Source organism: Zhongshania borealis (assembly GCF_039539625.1).
GTDB lineage: Bacteria > Pseudomonadota > Gammaproteobacteria > Pseudomonadales > Spongiibacteraceae > Spongiibacter > Spongiibacter borealis.
Genome location: NZ_BAABDM010000002.1, coordinates 507,203 through 525,311, shown reverse-complemented (window position 1 = coordinate 525,311; position 18,109 = coordinate 507,203). Strand labels below are relative to the sequence as shown.

Sequence of the window (18,109 nt, the reverse complement as noted above, 5' to 3'; positions counted from 1 at the left end):
TTAGCGCTCCAGACTTAAACCCGCACTCGGCTTTTTTCTGTAATATGCTCGGCCGCATCGACATCCAACATACAAACGTCTTTAAACAAACGATGCGCAGCGGTGTATTCCGTTAGTGCATCTGCCGCCAGTAATATCGCTGCGGCGGTCCAGGTTGGGCGCTCGTCTGGCCACAATAGATCTTCGGCAAATTGGTAGCCGGTCCAATACTCACCATTACTCTCGCGCCATTGATGCAGCCAGCTGTAGACCATAACGGCACGGGCATGATCTCCAGCAGCTAGCAGCGCCATGGTTAGTTCGCAAGACTCCGCCACCGTAACCCATGGTTCGTCTGACACACAGCGACACCCTAAGCCCTGCTCAACAAACTCATCCCAGCGCTTTTGCAGATGGGCCCCGGCCTTAGCTGGTGGTATCGCGCCGCTTAGTACTGGGTAAAACCAATCCATTGAGTAACGCGATTTACTTTCCCACGTACGGTCGAATCGCTCAGGCTTTTTACGCAGCGCCTCGCCCAGTGCCTGTCGCGCATCACGCCATATCGGCCGCGGCGAACCCAGCGCCACGGAGATATTCACCGCACACTCTAAGCTCTTATAAATCGAAGAACAGCCAGTTATCAATGCGTCGCACATGGCGTCGCCATTGGCATCTACCGCCCAATTGATCTCCCCATGCGCTGACTGCTGGGCCAATACAAATTCAATTGCGCCCTGCACACAGGGCCACATTTCGCGCAAAAATGCCCGGTTCTTACTAATTAAAAAGTGATGCCAAACCCCTGTAGCAACGTAGGCAACGAAATTGGTTTCACGGCGCTCGTGATTATCAACTTCTCCCTCGCGATAAGCCGCCCACCAGCTGCCGTCGTCGAGCTGGGTGTTTTTAAGCCAGCGATAAGCGTTTTCGGCGGCTTCAAATTCACCACCAATGCTCAGTCCCATCGCCGATTCAACGTGGTCCCATGGGTCAGCATGGCCGCCCTCAAACCATGGAATACTGCCGTCAGCCTGTTGCGCGCGAACCAAAAAGTCCACGGTCGGCTTAAAGAACTCCTGCGGAAACAGTCCCTTACTTAAAAATAAACCACTCATGCCGGGGTCGCCTTTTCAAAATACATCACCACAGACTTACCCAGTACCGGATTTAATCCCGCCTCTAAGGTGCGGGTGAACAGTGGGCGATCCATTAAATCCCAGACCAAAAACCGGTGATACTGCTTGATCAGCGGATTGCTGTCTTGGCCGTCCCAAAATGCACACTTCAACCACCAATAAGGGGAATGCAATGCATGTGCCCAATGGCGACGATAAAAGCGAAAGCCCAAGTTCTGGATTTGCTTACGCAATTGACTGGCCTTAAAAATGCGTAAATGACCACCCTCAACTTTATGGTAAGCCTCACTCAATGCCCAACAAATTTGCTCTGGCCAAGCCCGGGGGACGCTGGCGCAAAATAAACCGCCAGGTTTGAGGATGCGCTCGATTTCCTTGAGAACCGCCGCGTAATCCGGAATGTGCTCAAGCACCTCTGAGCAAATCACTTTATCGAAGCTATTGTCGGCAAAGGGCAGATTTAAGGCGTCTGCGTTGGCCAGGCCAAATGCTTTGTGCTCGTTCGCAGGCTCATTAAAGTCTGCAAAGCGCGTCTGTGCGGTTTGCAGATCATTCAGACACAAATCCACGCCAACCGCAGTGATATCACCTTCGACGTACGCCGAGATAACGTGACGGCCTTCGCCGCAGCCCAAGTCTAATACTCTATCGCCACGGTTCAGGTGGAAATGACGGAAATCAACTGTTTTCACGTTGTAGCACCTGCCAGTAATAATTGGTCATTTGCTGAGCCGCACGGCGCCAGCAAAATAGTTCTTCTATGCGTTGGCGGCCAGCCGCCGCTAATTGCTCGCGCATGTTGGGCGAGGCCAACAGCGTCTCCAAAGCCTCGGCAATTGCTGCGCTATCCCGCACCGGCACCTGCATAGCGGCGTCACCAACCACCTCTGGCAGCGCGCCACCGTCGGTGGAAATCAAGGCGGTTCCGCAAGCCATAGCCTCACCCGCAGGCAAGCCAAAACCTTCGTAAACTGAGGGCACAATAACCACCGACGCTTCGTTGTAGAAGCCCACTAAGTCCTCGGTGCTAATACCGCTAACGCAGCGAATATGTTTGCTTAAACCCAAGTCGTGGATGAGTTTGCTACTCTCGCCACCTTCTTTAGGCTGGCCAACCAGTAGCAATTCTAAATCGGGGTATTTCGGCAGTACTTTCGCTACGCCCTCAAGCAAATAGCGCATACCTTTTAAGGGCTGATCTGAGGACACCGCCGCCATTACCCTGTTGGGGTTTTTAACGACATCTGGCAGCGGGCGAAATTCTTCGGTATCAATGCCGTTTAATACCACGCTAATGCCCGCCGGTTGCATATCAAAGGCAACGGCAATGTCCTGCCGCGAGCGCTCCGACACTGTCACCACATGATGCAATTGACGCGCTACCTGGCGCTGCATGATCAAAAAACTGTGCCAGCGCTTGATCAAAACCCGTTCTCGCCAGTTTTTAGCGGCTTTTAAGGCAATTTTTAGATCACTGGTTATCGGGTGATGAATGGTGGTGATTAGCGGAAATTTGCGCTTTTGCAATTCTAGCATGCCATAGCTAAGACACTGATTATCATGAATAATATCGTAGTGCCGACCATGCTTATTGAGGTATTTAACCACCCGCCGACCAAAGCAATAGGGCTCAGAAAACGCACCCGTCAGTTTACCGCTCCACTCAATAATATTGGTCATTGAACGTAAGTGATGCGGGCGAATTGAGCCAAGGCCGGTTTCAAACAAATTCATGCCAGGCATCTTGATTAGCTTCACCCGAGGATCAAGATGCGGATACGGCTGGCCAGAGATCACGTCGACAGTATGCCCCGCCTCAACTAAGGCTTTACTCAGGTATTTGAGGTATATCCCTTGGCCGCCGCCAAAAGGCGCGCTTCGGTAGCCAAGTAAGCAAACTTTCAAAGCACGCTTTGGCCGCGCCTCGTCGAGTGGAATTACCTTGGCGCTAAAAGCGGAGTCAGAGGAAGAGGCTGCTGTGGGTGTTAACGCCATATCAGGGGTCGCTGTTATTCGTCTTTTATGGAAATTTGGGATTCTTCAGCGCTAACGCAGCGGCTTTTCAACAGCCTAGCCAGACGACGTTTAAGAACAAATAGCCCTTTTAGCTGTCATCTTATCGAAGAATGCCGCAATCGAGTAACAGGATTCTAACTTTGGCATGCCCATAAATCCACTCGCGATGCCCCATAGGCCCTGCAATGGCATTAAGACTTTGTCATGTTACACTCGCCAATGGCCAATCAACCCCTACAGAGACCCTGTTAGCAATGCATAGAATTGCTTTACGCCACTATAAAAAGACCAGCCTTATCGCATTATTTATCTTGTCTGCTTGCACAACGGGTGCGGGGCCAGAGGTCGGTTTATTGGACACTACGATTAAAGGCGACGACATTCGCCTCTTTCGCTATACCTTGCCGCTATTTAGAGAAAAACAAAAACCCCGCGCCGGTGGCGGCCAAAACCGCAACAATGACCGGGCCGAAGGCGAAGAAGCCCAGCTAAAACGGGCTGACTACTTTTTAAGTGAGCACCCACGTCTGAAAGAGTATTGCCCGAACGGCTATACGGTGATTGATAAATACGCGGTGTTGAACGAAATTATAATTCGCGGGGAATGCAAATATTCTGCGGAATGACATAGCTGAGCGCGATAAGCCACCCAGCTATATCAGAACAAATCAACGAACAGGTGTGGACCACTCGGGGAATTGCTCACGACGACCCTTAACTTGATCGAAGTACATGGTTTGCAGTTGCGTGGTAATCGGACCGCGCTTACCAGCGCCAATCACCCGACCATCTAATTCGCGAATCGGCAGTACTTCTGCCGCGGTGCCAGTGAAAAAAGCCTCATCTGCCACGTAAACTTCATCGCGAGTAATCCGCTTCTCCGCAACTTCCAGCCCTAACTCCTTGGCGAATTCAAAGATGGTATTACGGGTAATGCCATCTAAGCAGCTAGTGAGTTCTGGGGTAAAAATTTTACCGTTGCGGATAATAAAGATATTCTCGCCACTGCCTTCAGCAACATAACCTTCGTTATCTAGCAGCAAGGCCTCTTCACAACCGCTGTCGAGCGCTTCACGCAGCGCTAACATCGAGTTGATGTAGTGGCCGTTGGCCTTCGCCTTACACATGGAGATATTGACATGATGGCGGGTATAAGAAGAACACCGCACTTTAATACCATTGTCCCGCGCTTCAGGGCTCATATAGCTAGGCCAATCCCAAGCGGCAACAATAACGTGCATTTTTAAGTTATCGGCGCGCAGACCCATGCCTTCTGAGCCGTAAAAACACATTGGCCGCAGGTAGGCTTCTTCTAAACCGTTCTCACGCACCACCGCGCGTTGCGCTTCATTAACCTGTTCTTTGCTTACCGTCATTTGCATACGCATTATATGCGCCGAACGAAATAGGCGGTCAGTGTGTTCCTGCATACGGAAAATACAGGTGCCACGGTCTTCTGTTTTATAGGCGCGCACGCCTTCAAACACGCCCATGCCATAGTGCAAGGTGTGCGTTAATACGTGGACTTTGGCATCGCGCCAAGGAACCATTTCGCCGTCAAACCAAATCAGGCCATCACGATCAGCCATGGACATCGCGTGTTACTCCTCAAAATAAGCGGGCAAGCAAAAAAACAAAATTAAGTAGACAACATCAGTTGCTGCCAGAGTCGACTGACATTTTTCCGCTCCGCGCCCAATGCCGTAATGGCAATCCGCCCCTTCTGCTCTTGTAAGCTGAGGCGATGCGCCTGACTTCTAAACGCCTTGTAAGCGTCAATCAGTGCCTGGGTATCCGCGCTCGAAATCAGACCGTTATTATTCAGTGATTCCAGTATGCGGATGTTATCAGTGTAATGTGTAAGCGGTGGGTGCTGATGTGACCATGCTAAAACGGCATATTGCACCATAAATTCAATATCAACGATACCTCCCTCACCTTGTTTAAGGTCAAATTCGGCACTTTTATTCACTCCAGACAGCAAGTGATCGCGCATTTTCTGGCGCATGGCAATGACTTCGCTAACAAGCTCGTCCTGAGCTCGGGGAATACACAAAATTTGCTGGCGCAATTTGGCAAATTTTTTCGCCAAAACGTCGTCGCCGGCAACGGCACGCACCCGCACCAATGCCTGATGCTCCCAGGTCCACGCTTGCTTATGCTGGTATTCGCTGAACGCAGTGAAAGATGATACTAGTAAGCCCGAATTACCCGAAGGTCGCAGACGCATATCAACCTCATACAGGTCACCGAGTCGCGTTGTCGCGGTAAGAATATGAATAATGCGTTGACCAAGGCGGGTGAAAAATGACCCCGCATCCACTGGTCTGGCGCCATCGGTCATCGCATTGGCCGGTAGATCATGTAAAAACACCAAGTCGAGGTCCGAACCGTAACTTAGCTCGATACCACCCAGCTTCCCGTAGCCCAACACCAAAAAGTGGCGGCGATCATCCCCCGCCGGCGCTGGGCTACCGTGTTTATCCACCAAGTTTTGCCAAGCGATATCCAATACCGCCGCCAACACCACTTCCGCTATCGCAGTGAGGTAATCACTCACTTTCATTAGCGGCAGGCTATCGGTGGCCTCCGAAGCGGCCACGCGCAATACGTGGGCAAGACGAAAATATCGCAAAGCCTCCATTTGGGCTTCCAGATCATCACTTTCGATACGCAATAACTGTTGGCGCAACTCGCTTTCCATCGCGCTTTGCTCGGGCACGGAATACAGGCTGCGCGCATCTAATAATTCATCCAACAGCACCGGATGGCCGGCAAGCTGACGTGCAATCCACGGGCTGGCGTCACACAATTCAACCAAACGCCCCCGGGCTCCGGGATTTTCGATGAGCAAAACCAAGTAGGCGGTGCGGCGCAGCACCGCTTCAATGAGGGGAATTAGGCGCAGCAAGGTCGCCGTTGGCGCCGACACTCCCCCTAAATCTTCTAGCAACAAGGGCAACAAGGCGTACAGTCGGTCGCGCCCACGCCCTTGCATACGCTGCACACTGGCGCCTTTTAACAGAGCTACCAATAAGCGCGCCGCCTCCTCCGCTGCGTCAAATCCTGCCTCTTCGAGGGTTTCTCGCACTGAATCTAGCTGCAGATCATCAAGCATCGTCCGCCAGCGGTCATGACTTAAACGCGGGTTTTCATGCTCGGTCTCGGCCGGCGCAATCACATTCGCAAAACAGCGGCTCACTCTACTGCGGTGCGCGCTTAACTCGCTTTCAAAAGCAGCCCAGTCGCCATCAAAACCCATTGCCAATGCTAGCGCACAGCGCTCATCATCTTCGCTCGGTAATTGTTGTGTTTGCTGATCGCGGGCCGCTTGGATACCATGTTCGGTATTACGCAAAAAGCGATAAGCATCGTGCAACTCGGCTACCACCTCGCCGGGCAAATACTGCTGGCGCGCCAGCTCACCTAAAATGGTCTGTAATTCCAATGCCTGCAGGGCCGGCTCCCGCCCGCCGCGAATCAGCTGAAAGCACTGGGCGATAAATTCGATTTCGCGAATCCCACCTGCGCCCAGCTTAATATTGTCCTGCAACTGACGGCGTAGTACCTCGCGCTGGATCATGGCCTTCATTTCCCGCAGCGATTCAATCGCGGAAAAATCCAAGTAACGTCGGTACACAAAGGGCCGTAGCTGATCTAATAATTGTTCCCCAGCCACGCGGTCACCGGCAATACAACGTGCCTTAATAAGGGCGTAGCGCTCCCAGTCCCGACCCTGGTCTTGGTAATACTCTTCAAGGGCATCAAAACTGATCACCAACGGGCCGCTCTGCCCATAGGGCCGTAGACGCATATCTACCCGAAACACAAAGCCATCGGCGGTGCGGGTATCCAGCGCTTTTATCAAACGCTGACCCAAACGGATAAAAAACTCCTGATTGTCCACACTGCGCGCCGCACCAACCGTGTTGCCGGGCTCTGGGTAGGTAAAAATAAGGTCAATATCCGAGGATAAATTCAGCTCACCAGCGCCTAATTTGCCCATGGCGATCACCACCAATTGCTGGGGATGTCCCGCTTTAGACTGCGGCTCTCCGCGCTCTTCACATAGCTGACGATGTAAAAAATCAAGCGCAACATCTACGCAGGCTTCAGCCAAATTCGATAAATCAGCAACGGTTTCTTCCATCTCTGCCAGGCGATTTAGGTCTCGCCAAACAATGCGCAGCCAGTGCCTATTACGAAACTGGCGGAGTATTTGCGCAAGTTCCTCAGCCGTCGCGCAATTTACACAGGCAGCGCGCAATTCCTCTCGCCAGCTATGTGGGGCGATAGAATTCTCGAGCAAGCCATTGGCTTCTAAGCTCGGCAGCCAATCTGGATGACGAGCACAAATTTCAAATAAGGCCGGACTACAGGCAAATGCTTGCAGCAGCTCTCCGCGTCGAGGTGAACCTATAAAGCGGCTATACCATTCGCCTTGTTCACGAAACTGCCCACTATCACAGTGCTCAAGCAAGCCCTGCCAACGCTGTTCAACACCGGCAAGCAGCGCCGCCGGCAACTCATCTGTTCGCAATCCCAGCTTATCTGCTGTCGTCATATTGCCTCTTCGTTCTAATTATTGGGTTTGCACTGGCGGCGCCACACGCAATACTTCGGCAATCGTCGTCTCGCCTCTGGCGACTTTTTGAGCGCCGCTAAGCCGCAAGGTGCGCATGCCATTTTTCATCGCTAAACGCCGTAAGTTATCCAGCTCTATATCGTCACCAATGGCCGCTTGTATCGAGCCTTCGACGGGTAAAATTTCGTATATACCCTGACGGCCATAAAACCCGGTATTCCGACACTCTAAACAGCCCGGCGCATGAAATACTTGTTTTGGCGGCGCGACTTTCCACGGCGCAGTCAGCGTGGTCCAGTCAGTCTCATTTAGCTCAGTGGCCACTTTGCAGTGGGGACACAAAGTTCGCACCAGGCGCTGCGCCATCACCCCAAGTACGGTGGCGCGAATCAAATACGCTGGCACACCCAACTCCAACAAGCGAGTGACGGCCGACGGCGCGTCGTTGGTGTGCAGGGTCGAGATGACCAAGTGGCCTGTAAGCGCTGCCTGTATCGCCATTTCGGCAGTCTCTAAATCGCGGATCTCGCCAATCATAATAATGTCGGGGTCTTGGCGCAGCAGTGCCCGCACCCCACCGGCAAAATCGAGATTGATATTGTGCTGCACCTGCATTTGGTTAAACGCGTCTTCAACCATCTCAATTGGGTCTTCAATAGTGCAGACATTCACCTCGGAGGTAGCAATTTGCTTGAGACTGGAATACAAGGTGGTGGTTTTGCCCGAGCCAGTGGGGCCGGTCACTAAAACTATGCCATGGGCGGCGCGAATCATGCCATCCCAGCGCTGACGGTCCTCACCGCGCAAACCCAACTCGTCGAAGCTGCGCAGCAATACCTCTGGGTCAAAGATCCGCATCACCATTTTTTCGCCAAAGGCGGTGGGCAACGTCGACAGACGCAGCTCAATTTCATCGCCGCCGGGATTCTTGGTTTTTAAGCGGCCATCTTGGGGCCTGCGTTTTTCAGCAACGTCCATACGGCCGAGGATTTTCAGACGACTCACCACGGCGGTCAGCACCGTCGCGGGTAGTTCGTAAACATTATAAAGGATACCGTCAATGCGAAAGCGGACATTGCCCTGCTCTCGGCGCGGTTCTATGTGTATATCACTGGCGCGCTGGTCATAGGCGTATTGCAGCAGCCAATCGACAATATTCACGACATGACCATCGTTGGCATCGAGGTCTTTTAAATTGCTGATTTCCAACAATTGCTCAAGATTGTTGCTGGCACTTCCCCGCCGATTATTGTCGCCACTGGCACCACGAACTGACTTCGCCAAGCTATAGAACTCGACGGTGAAGCGGTCAATTGACTCAGGGTCGGCAATCACCCGCCGAATAGGCTTACGCAAAACTTGCTGTAAATCTGCCTCCCAGGCATTCACAAATGGCTCGCCACCGGCAATGACTACCTCATTGGCGTTAACGGCGACCGCCAAAATACGATGGCGCTGGGCAAAGGCAAAGGACATGACTTCGGTGACCGCGGGCACATCGATTTTTAAGGGATCAATACGCATTGCCGCTTGGCCGCAGTGACCGGCCAGCCAATCTAGCAGATTATCGATGCTGAGCACTCGGCCCTGCCGGGACAGATCCGGTAATTGCTCACCGGCAATATAATTAAGTACATGTTGGATTTTGTCGCCGTTGCGCGGCGGACTCATTCGTAAACGCTTGGCACTACCAGCGTCAATAACGCCATCGGCTATTAACTGCCGCACCAGCCCTGTGGTTTCCAATGGCCCTGTTTTCACGATTTGGCTTTGCATTGCCGAGCTAACCCCTTGTTATATTTGGGCAGCGCTGAATAATTCACCGCAAGTGACGCGCATCCAGAACTACCTTTGCATTATGGCAAGTCCCAAGCAAATTACACCCCTGTAACAGCGCGTTGTTAAAAACTGGTTACCCGTGGCCGAGGTCAGTATAATCCGCCGAACTTATACGACTGACGATAAACAGGAGTCGCACTGTGCCATTAAATTCGCTGGGCCATCTGTTCGGAAAATCTCCATTCGAACCGATACAGGAACACATGAAACAGGCACAAGCCTGTGCTGCCGCACTCAAGCCCTTTATTGACGCTGTACTAGCCGACGACTGGGAGCGGGCTGAGAAGGCCCAACAAGTCATCGTTGACCTCGAAAACGAGGCCGACAAACTCAAAAAACAAGTGCGCCTGCAACTGCCAAATAACCTATTCCTACCCGTACCCCGTGCCGACCTGCTCGATTTGGTCAGTATGCAAGATCGCATCGCCAACTGCAGCAAGGATATTGCCGGCTTGATGCTCGGCCGCAAAATGCAGATCCCCATGTCGCTGGCGACGCCGCTAAGCGAATATGTTTCGCTGGCGATCGCCACCTCGGCCCAGGCCATGAAAGCCATAGAAGAGCTCGATGAACTGCTGGAAACCGGTTTCCGGGGCCGCGAAGTCAGCCTAGTTGAAACCATGATTGAAGAGCTGGATCGCCTAGAGCACTCCGCCGACAAATTACAAATTGAAATTCGCGGCGCACTCTATGTCATCGAAAAAGACCTGCCGCCGGTCGACGTGATGTTTATGTATAAAACCATCACGCTAATTGGCGAATTGTCTGATAAATCACAGAAAGTAGGCTCGCGTCTGCAAATTGTTATTGCTCGCTGAACAGCTGGCACAAGCTTACAGAAGGAAATTACATGTCAATTATTGCTGAACACGGGCAGTTATTGCTTATTTTAGCCTGCCTTTTTGGCTTTTTTATGGCTTGGGGCGTTGGCGCCAATGATGTTGCCAACGCAATGGGTACTTCGGTGGGCGCCAAAGCGCTCACTATTAAACAGGCGATTTTAATCGCCATGCTCTTTGAGTTTTGCGGCGCGTATCTCGCCGGTGGCGAAGTGACCGAAACAATTCGCAAAGGTATTATCGACCCCGCCTTCGTCGCCGACAGTCCCGACTTACTGGTCTTCGGCATGTTGTCATCATTGCTTGCCGCCGGTGTTTGGCTATTTGTTGCCAGTATGATGGGTTGGCCAGTCTCCACAACGCATTCGATTGTTGGCGCGCTGGTCGGCTTCGCCGCCGTAGGCATCGACAGCGATGCTGTAGTCTGGGGCAAGGTTGGCCAGATCGTCGCCAGCTGGGTTGTCTCGCCAGTAATGGCCGGGACCATCTCCTTTGGTATATTTCTTAGCGCTCAGCGCCTGATTCTGAACACCCAAAACCCCTTTGAAGCCGCCAAGAAGTACATCCCCTACTACCTCTTTCTCGTAGGTTTCATGATCTCCATGGTCACCATGACCAAAGGCCTTAAACACATTGGCTTAGGCTTAAATTTCCAGCAATGCCTAGGCTATTCCGCTATTGCAGGGATTATTGTTGCCGGTATAGGCCAACTGTTTTTACGCCGTATTAAGGATGTATCGACAGGCGATGGCCGCTTCCGCTTCGCTAGTGTGGAGCGTATGTTCGCAGTCTTAATGGTATTTACTGCCTGCGCCATGGCCTTTGCACACGGCTCAAACGATGTGGCCAATGCCATTGGCCCGGTTGCTGCAGTCGTTAGCGTAATTCAGTCTGGCGGCGAGATCGGCGCAAAATCGAGTTTGCCGAGCTGGATATTACTGGTCGGTGCCGGTGGTATTGTCTTTGGCTTGGCTACCTACGGCTTTAAGGTTATCGCTACCGTGGGTACTAAAATCACGGAACTCACGCCTAGCCGCGGCTTCGCTGCTGAGTTAGGCGCGGCGTCAACCGTGGTTATTGCTTCGGCGACCGGCCTCCCGATCTCAACCACGCACACCTTAGTGGGCGCGGTATTAGGTGTGGGCTTAGCGCGAGGTATCGCTGCGCTAAACCTCAGTGTTATTCGTAATATATTTATGTCGTGGATTATCACCCTGCCAGCCGGTGCCGGCTTGGCGATTGTGTTCTTTTTCATCTTTAAGGGAATCTTCCTCTAAGGTTTTTCTTTAGACGCCCCTGCAGAGCAAACAATATCAGTACAAACCGCTGCTATTGTTTGCTCGACTCGCTACAATATCCTCTCAATCGCCCTGCGGCGACAGCGATAAATGGCGAAATCTATGAGCACAAACAATGTTCTGTCGATGCTGACGGAGCTGGTCAAACTCCCCTCAGTAAGCTCTACTCTACCCAGCCGCGATATGGGCAACATCAAGGTTATTGAACGGCTGGCCAACTGGCTAGAGCCCCTCGGCTTCGCTATCCGTATTTTGCCTATCGCCGGAAACCCCAATAAAGCCAATTTGATCGCCACCCTCGGCAGCGGCAGTGGCGGCTTAGTGCTCGCTGGCCACACCGATACGGTACCCTGTGACGACTCACTTTGGCATAGCGACCCCTTTGCCTTAACTGAACGCGACGGTCGCTTATACGGCCTCGGAAGCACCGATATGAAGGGCTTCTTCGCTATCGTAATAGAAGCGCTAAAGCCCTTTTTGGAAAAGCCCCTAAATGCGCCGCTCATCATTCTGGCCACCGCCGATGAAGAGAGCAGTATGGACGGCGCGCGCTCCCTGGTTCACGCCGACGTATCCGGTGCTCGCTATGCCGTTGTTGGCGAACCCACCGGCCTTAAGCCTATGCGCGCCCATAAGGGCATTGTGATGAAGGGCATAACTATCACCGGCCGCTCTGGACACTCTTCCAATCCGCTGCTCGGCAACAATGCCATGGATGCCATGCATGAGGTTATGAGTGGCCTGATGCAACTGCGGCAAGAATTGGCGCTAAAATACCAACACCCCGGCTTTAGCGTACCAACCCCGACCTTGAACTTTGGCTGTATTCACGGCGGCGACAATCCCAACCGCATATGCGGGCAATGCGAACTGCATTTTGATATTCGCACCACCCCCGGCATGGACAACGGCGAACTCGACGCCTTGATTCAGAAAGTGCTCACCCCTGTGGCAGAACGCCGCGCCATTAATATCGGCTTACGCGCCTTAATGCCAGGCTTAGCGGCCTACGAAGAGCCGGAAAATTCCGACATAGTGACACTGGTAGAGCAACTGACCGGACAGCCTGCCGGCACTGTAGGTTTCGCCACAGAAGCGCCATTTTTTCAACAACTTGGCCTGCAAACTATTGTTATGGGGCCAGGCTCAATTGACCAAGCCCACCAGCCCGACGAATTTATGGCGCTAGATCAAATTCAGCCAACGATTGATGTATTGCAAGCGATGATCCAGCGCTACTGCGGCTAAGGCTTTGGCCAACTAATTCCTAGAAATACTTGAATTTGCCAAACTTAGCCGCTAAACCTTAATAGCGCTGAGGTGTTTTATCGCTCGCGAATAAAAATGTGTTTTCTTTTGATTGCTCATTGCTATTCCTCTTGATTACACCGCACCACTACTCATAAAAATCAATAATTACCTAGTCGACCAACGCGGACACATTGAAGTGTTAGTACTTTGGGCAGGAGTCCAATGTTTTATAGGGATGTTAACCGCAGTGACATACTGCCGACATAGGTAAACAAGGAGATGTTCCATGCGTCAAATTCCTAAGTTCCAAAAATTCCTACTTCCCTTGGCCATTGCCGCAAGCCTCGCTGCCTGCGGTAGCGACAGCAGCAAATCTACTGCGTCAAACAGCGTTGGCGGCACAACGTCCAAAGGCATTATTATTGGCGGCACCGTGAATGCCTACCCGATTGCTGCCGACGGCACAGTAGATAGGGCCACACCACTTGCCGAGCCAGCGGTGACCGCTGAAGATGGCACGTATAGCCTGACACTCAACAGTAGCTATACTGAAGGCACCCCACTCTTTATTGAAATTAGTGCCGTCGACGGCACAACGATGCGCTGCGACATCGCCGAGTGCGGCACCGTAAATGGCACTGCGGTACTTTTCGGCGACACCTACCCACTGGCCTCCACCTTCACCATGGCCGCGACATTGCCGCAAGCTGATTCAGGCTCGGTCACAGTCAACGTTACACCACTTACCGACATCGCGTCGCAGCTGACGCTACAAAAAGTAGCTAGTGGTGCCCAACCGTCAGCAGCCGCACTGGCATCTAATGCACAAATTGCCAACCGCCTAGGTATAAGCGGCGGCCTTATCAGTCAAGCGATTGTCGATATCACCAATGCCGATGCCGTCAGCAGCGCGTCAAAGGACGCACTTGCCTATAATTTAAAAGCCGCTGCCGCCATTGCCGCCACCTTAAATGGAAATTCTGGTCTATCACTCGAGGATGCAGTTGCGACATTAAGCAATCAATTTAAGAATGGGGGTATGGCCGACAAGGAGACCACTGCATCCACAGCAGTGACCATTGAAGAATTATTAGAAGTGGCACTGGGTCTTATCAACACAATGAATAACAATGGTATCAATAGCGAAGAACTGGAAAGCGCCGATACCGATATCACCGCAGCAGAACTCGATGCAGAACAAAATGGTAGCACCACCGCTAGCCAAGGCGATATTCCCGACGACCTCGGCAGCGACGGCCTTATTGCCACTAAAGCCTTTGTCAAGCAAGTGCGCGACCTTGCCAACGCTGGCGTTATCACTGAAAATCAAGCTGCTTTTGCTGATCAAGTTGAGCTTGCCGCACAGGTATTTGCCGATGATGGCGACATCGTCGCCGAAGCCATGGGCCTTGCTATAAACGCCATAGCCAATGCCGTTGCTGAATATGAGGATGCGGAAGGCACCAAGCCAAGCACATCGACTACCGATGGTATTACCGTCAGCATCAGTGTTTCCGGCGACACCGAAACCTATACGATTAACCAGGACGTGAGCGTAGGCGAAACCACTGTTGCACTTGCCTTAAACGCGGTGAACGGCACTATCATCAATGAAGAAGACCCCACCACGACTGAGAATACTGATGGCAGCACAACCTATGAAAGCGCCGGTACTGCCAGCTTTGATCTCAGCGTGTCTGGCAGTGCAGAAAGCAGTTCGGCCAAACTTTCAATTGAAGAAGGCTCATCACTAAACGGCTCATTTAGTTACAGCGACGAGAGCACGGAAACGGAGACGTTGACCAGCTACAACGAAACGTGGGACGACACTGTCACAGTAGAAGATGCTGCAGCCAATCTTATCGTGATTCTATCGCAAAAGAGTGGTGACAACCCTGTATCCTTTACCGGCGACATGAGTATTGAACTTGATCTCCTTAATTACTCTGACCAAGGTGAATATGACAACTCTTTTGGCGAGGTAAATTACAGCGATTCCGAAGAGTATACCGAAACCTTTATGATCGATGGCCTGGACATCACCCTTTCCGGTGAGTTTAGTGACAGCAGTAACAACGTTATCAGCGCCACACTAGCGGCCAGCTTAAGCAATATCGATGAAAGCTGTGAATCAATTGATAGCTATAACAATCAGAACGGTTTCACCTACACCTTCACTTACGAATGCAAGGAAGAGACCGAGCAAGACTATGCAATGGCTAGCTTAAGCATCATTTTTGATATCAATCTGACTGGGGTCGCGGATGACATCAATGTGAACTTTAGTGCCAACCGCACTGGGTTAGAGAGCGGCGCAGGCAGCCTCGATTTAATCTACGGTGGCAAGCAACTTAACTTGGCTTACGAGGGCGGCGATTCGGTAACCATCAGTAATCACAATGATGTGACGCTAGTATTGACTGAAACCGAAGTCGATAACGAAACCAGCGTAAGCGGCACCATTAGTGTCGATGATGAGAAGTTCGCTGATGTGGGTGACGATTCAGGTGCAGCGCTAGTTCGCTACTCGGACGGTAGCTTTGAAACGCTCATGTAAGTACGATTGGCATGCTTAAGGGAGGCTTTTGCCTCCCTTTTTTATCCCGTCACTTTAATTAAGATCCCTCGTGGAAATTCAGTATGCGCGCCGTTATCGCTCTTATTATTGGCAGTTATTCCCTACTAAGCTTTGCCACCACCTTAGACACTGAATATTACTCTCAGATCGAAAGTAGCAGTTACAGCCCCGCCGCACCCATAGAACAGATGATTCACGACCTTGATGGTGCGCCTTTAAAATCTGGCAAGTACGCCTTTACTCACAATCAAGCTGAAGTAGGTGTACGCAAAAATAATTTTGAATTTAGTTATTTTTATCGCTATGACTATTATTTGAAATTTAATAAAGACACCGGCCAGCTGACCTATTTACAGCGCAACGATTTGCCCCTGCCGCAAAACACGCATTACGATGTTTACCTGCGTCCCAACCACCTTCGTGCCTGGGGTTTAAGTGCCGCCTATTTTTACGAATTTAATGAGCAGCTCTCTTTAAAAACACGACTTAATTACTTGCGTGCAACCCATACCACCGACGGCTACTTAAAAGGCCAATTAAACACCCTTGAAGACGGCTATCAAGCTCAGCTCTACCTCAATTACGGCTATAGCCGTGACACTTTACTGGACCGACCTGAAGAGGACAGCGACGGCCACGGCGCTTCACTCGATATTGATCTTAACTGGCAATTAAATAAAACGATTGATATTAATTTTAGCGGCCGCGATATCCTGTCGTTCATCCAATACCGAGACCTTACCTACACCACGGCCACTGCAAATACCGACAACATTTCCTTTGACCAAAACGGCACAATCGACACCAAACCCACCGTCAGCGGCGTGGAGCGGTACCGCGATCAAACCCAGCGTTTGGCGGCGCGTTATACATTACGAGCCAGCTATCAGCTTAACGCTAGGGGCAAACTAAACAGTGAATTATTTTCCTATGATCGACACATTTTCCCGCGCATCGGCTATCAAACACGCTGGCAAAATAAAATTTGGCAGCTTAACTATGATTTGCGTAGCGCCGCCTGGGGCCTAGGGCTATCCGGTGAATATTTTAATATTGGCTTACGCAGCGATTCGCTCGATTGGGAGGAGGCTAAAGCATTGGAAATACAACTCGGTGTAAACCTCCTGTTGTAAACCGCGATATAATCCACACCACGTTTACACAGGTAGCCCTCATGACCAAGCCATATTCAGGCCGACTCTGCTTTGTCCGCCACGGCCAGACCTTTGCCAATATCAATAAGGTATGGCACGGCCACACCGATACAGCACTAACGGACGAAGGCTATAATCAAACGCAACTATTAGGCGCTTATTTCCCGCAATACCTTCGTGCCGATGTCATTTATACCAGCCCCCTGCAACGAGCGCGTATCACTGCCGAAGCCATTGCATCAACATTTAATCTGTCAGTTATACACGACCCGCGATTAATGGAGCTTCATCTAGGCGACTGGGAGGGTAAAACGTTTGTCGAATTGACAGAGGAAGGCAATGTCGTTCAGCAGCTTATTGACGACCCCCACTTCGCTGCGCCAAATGGTGAGTCTCAGGATATGGTCCGCGAGCGCATCGTTGCCGCAGTAGATGAGATTATCGCCAAGCACCCCAACGACAATGCGGTTATCGTTGCCCACGGCGTGACCATCAGCATTGCACTCGCGCACTACCTTGATGGCGACACGCGTCTGTGGCCCAAATACAGCAAGAGCAATACTGCCTTTACGGAAATCTGTTTAAACACCAAGCAACTAATCAGCTTTAACTTGAGCAAACACCTTGAAGATTCATCCGCCGCGCAGACCTAATCGCTTCGGCTCGTCTTGTGATTTTTCATAATAACAGCCGTTTGGCCTGAGTACTTGCTCCACAAGTGCGATCAGTATGCGGCGGCAAATCACGCCACGTCGCGTTTATGCTGCTAGGTCTGAGCGCCTCCTTGTACAATCAGTTCACAAACCTAAACCCTCTCCAGCGCCAAACGCAGCCAACAGATACGCTGGTATCCAAAAGTTTGCGACGATAGCGCAGAGATCGCCGACGAAGCACCTACCGGTATTGTTGTCGGCTAATTTTTTGCGTTAAACGCTGAACCACTGCTACCTGTGATTTTCTCAGCGAGATCAATGTCTTCATGTCCGCACACTGCTGCGCCATCGACATTTTTATGATTATTTTCTGAGTAAAAATAACTCGACAATTTGATATTTCCCACATCAATGTCTCCGACATTTTTAAATAATTTAGAAATTTCGACAGCAACGAGAAATATAAGATTTTTTATTATTTGAAAAATGTTTTTTTGAACTAAGCCCACCACGATGGTCAGAGTTACTACAACAAATAATATTTTGTTTATTAATACTGCAATAAAACAGGAGTCACTATGCTGCAATGGTCACTCATTTTTTTAGTCATCGCCCTTATTTCAGCTGCGCTAGGCTTTAGCGGCATTGCTGGCGCAGCAACGGGCATCGCCAAAATATTATTTTTTGTTTTCTTGGCATTACTTGCTATTTCAATGATTGCTCAGGTACTACGGGGAAAACCTCCCCGTTTCTAGCGGTTTTTCGTTTACATTAATAA

Annotated in this window: 15 protein-coding genes; 8 read left to right on the top strand and 7 right to left on the bottom strand. The window is 51.1% G+C overall.

The annotated features are described in order from the left end of the window. Positions 1 to 14: 14 nt before the first annotated feature. From ABD836_RS08725 to ABD836_RS08715, 3 genes are read right to left on the bottom strand one after another with little or no spacing between them, the layout of a single operon-like run. Entirely contained in the window at positions 15 to 1,097 is a 1,083-nt protein-coding gene (locus ABD836_RS08725) for a prenyltransferase/squalene oxidase repeat-containing protein (protein ID WP_344934692.1), read from the bottom strand. Beyond that, complete coding sequence (locus ABD836_RS08720; RefSeq protein WP_344934690.1) at positions 1,094 to 1,810, bottom strand: class I SAM-dependent methyltransferase; 717 nt, start codon at positions 1,808 to 1,810, stop codon at positions 1,094 to 1,096. Before ABD836_RS08720 ends, ABD836_RS08725 begins: the two co-directional genes overlap by 4 nt. Beyond that, positions 1,797 to 3,113, bottom strand: coding sequence for a glycosyltransferase family 4 protein (locus ABD836_RS08715; protein ID WP_344934688.1), 1,317 nt, complete (start codon positions 3,111 to 3,113; stop codon positions 1,797 to 1,799). The genes ABD836_RS08720 and ABD836_RS08715 overlap by 14 nt, the downstream gene beginning before the upstream one ends. Before the next feature lie 206 nt (positions 3,114 to 3,319). Between ABD836_RS08715 and ABD836_RS08710 the strand changes: the two genes are divergently transcribed. Beyond that, entirely contained in the window at positions 3,320 to 3,760 is a 441-nt protein-coding gene (locus ABD836_RS08710; protein WP_344934686.1) for a hypothetical protein, read from the top strand. 42 nt (positions 3,761 to 3,802) lie between these two features. Here ABD836_RS08710 and ABD836_RS08705 read toward each other — a convergent pair whose 3' ends face one another. The 3 genes from ABD836_RS08705 to tfpB are packed head-to-tail and all read right to left on the bottom strand — an operon-like array spanning position 3,803 to position 9,495. Continuing rightward, a complete protein-coding gene (locus ABD836_RS08705) occupies positions 3,803 to 4,729 on the bottom strand; it encodes a branched-chain amino acid transaminase (protein ID WP_344934684.1) in 927 nt (308 codons plus the stop codon). Positions 4,730 to 4,773: 44 nt separating this feature from the next. Next, positions 4,774 to 7,698: a bifunctional [glutamate--ammonia ligase]-adenylyl-L-tyrosine phosphorylase/[glutamate--ammonia-ligase] adenylyltransferase gene (gene glnE, locus ABD836_RS08700; protein WP_344934682.1), complete on the bottom strand. Its 2,925-nt coding sequence runs from the start codon at positions 7,696 to 7,698 to the stop codon at positions 4,774 to 4,776. 18 nt (positions 7,699 to 7,716) lie between these two features. Beyond that, positions 7,717 to 9,495 carry a type IV pilus assembly ATPase TfpB gene (gene tfpB, locus ABD836_RS08695; RefSeq protein ID WP_344934680.1) on the bottom strand — a complete coding sequence of 593 codons (1,779 nt, stop codon included), beginning with the start codon at positions 9,493 to 9,495 and terminating at the stop codon, positions 7,717 to 7,719. A gap of 203 nt (positions 9,496 to 9,698) precedes the next feature. Between tfpB and ABD836_RS08690 the strand changes: the two genes are divergently transcribed. The 6 genes from ABD836_RS08690 to ABD836_RS08665 all read left to right on the top strand — a co-directional run bounded on the left by ABD836_RS08690 (position 9,699) and on the right by ABD836_RS08665 (position 17,331). After that, positions 9,699 to 10,376, top strand: a complete 678-nt coding sequence (locus ABD836_RS08690; protein WP_425583028.1) for a TIGR00153 family protein — start codon at positions 9,699 to 9,701, stop codon at positions 10,374 to 10,376. 32 nt (positions 10,377 to 10,408) lie between these two features. Further along, the gene (locus ABD836_RS08685) at positions 10,409 to 11,674 is read left to right on the top strand and encodes an inorganic phosphate transporter (RefSeq protein ID WP_344934677.1); all 1,266 of its coding nucleotides are present in this window, start codon (positions 10,409 to 10,411) and stop codon (positions 11,672 to 11,674) included. A 123-nt stretch (positions 11,675 to 11,797) separates the two neighbouring features. Further along, the gene (gene argE / locus ABD836_RS08680) at positions 11,798 to 12,943 is read left to right on the top strand and encodes an acetylornithine deacetylase (RefSeq protein WP_344934675.1); all 1,146 of its coding nucleotides are present in this window, start codon (positions 11,798 to 11,800) and stop codon (positions 12,941 to 12,943) included. Positions 12,944 to 13,232: 289 nt separating this feature from the next. Next, positions 13,233 to 15,503: a hypothetical protein gene (locus tag ABD836_RS08675; protein ID WP_344934672.1), complete on the top strand. Its 2,271-nt coding sequence runs from the start codon at positions 13,233 to 13,235 to the stop codon at positions 15,501 to 15,503. An 83-nt stretch (positions 15,504 to 15,586) separates the two neighbouring features. Continuing rightward, positions 15,587 to 16,657 (top strand): hypothetical protein, encoded by a 1,071-nt coding sequence (locus ABD836_RS08670; RefSeq protein WP_344934669.1) that lies wholly within the window; start codon positions 15,587 to 15,589, stop codon positions 16,655 to 16,657. Between the two features lie 41 nt (positions 16,658 to 16,698). Next, on the top strand, positions 16,699 to 17,331 hold the full coding sequence (locus ABD836_RS08665) for a histidine phosphatase family protein (protein ID WP_344934666.1): 633 nt from the start codon (positions 16,699 to 16,701) through the stop codon (positions 17,329 to 17,331). 260 nt (positions 17,332 to 17,591) lie between these two features. Here the strand turns inward: ABD836_RS08665 and ABD836_RS08660 are convergent, their stop codons facing one another. Continuing rightward, the gene (locus tag ABD836_RS08660) at positions 17,592 to 17,918 is read right to left on the bottom strand and encodes a hypothetical protein (RefSeq protein WP_344934664.1); all 327 of its coding nucleotides are present in this window, start codon (positions 17,916 to 17,918) and stop codon (positions 17,592 to 17,594) included. On the opposite strand from ABD836_RS08660, the gene ABD836_RS08655 reads away from it, so the two are divergent. Next, the gene (locus ABD836_RS08655) at positions 17,910 to 18,086 is read left to right on the top strand and encodes a DUF1328 domain-containing protein (RefSeq protein ID WP_344934662.1); all 177 of its coding nucleotides are present in this window, start codon (positions 17,910 to 17,912) and stop codon (positions 18,084 to 18,086) included. The two genes, ABD836_RS08660 and ABD836_RS08655, sit on opposite strands and share 9 nt — an antisense overlap. Positions 18,087 to 18,109: the final 23 nt, after the last annotated feature.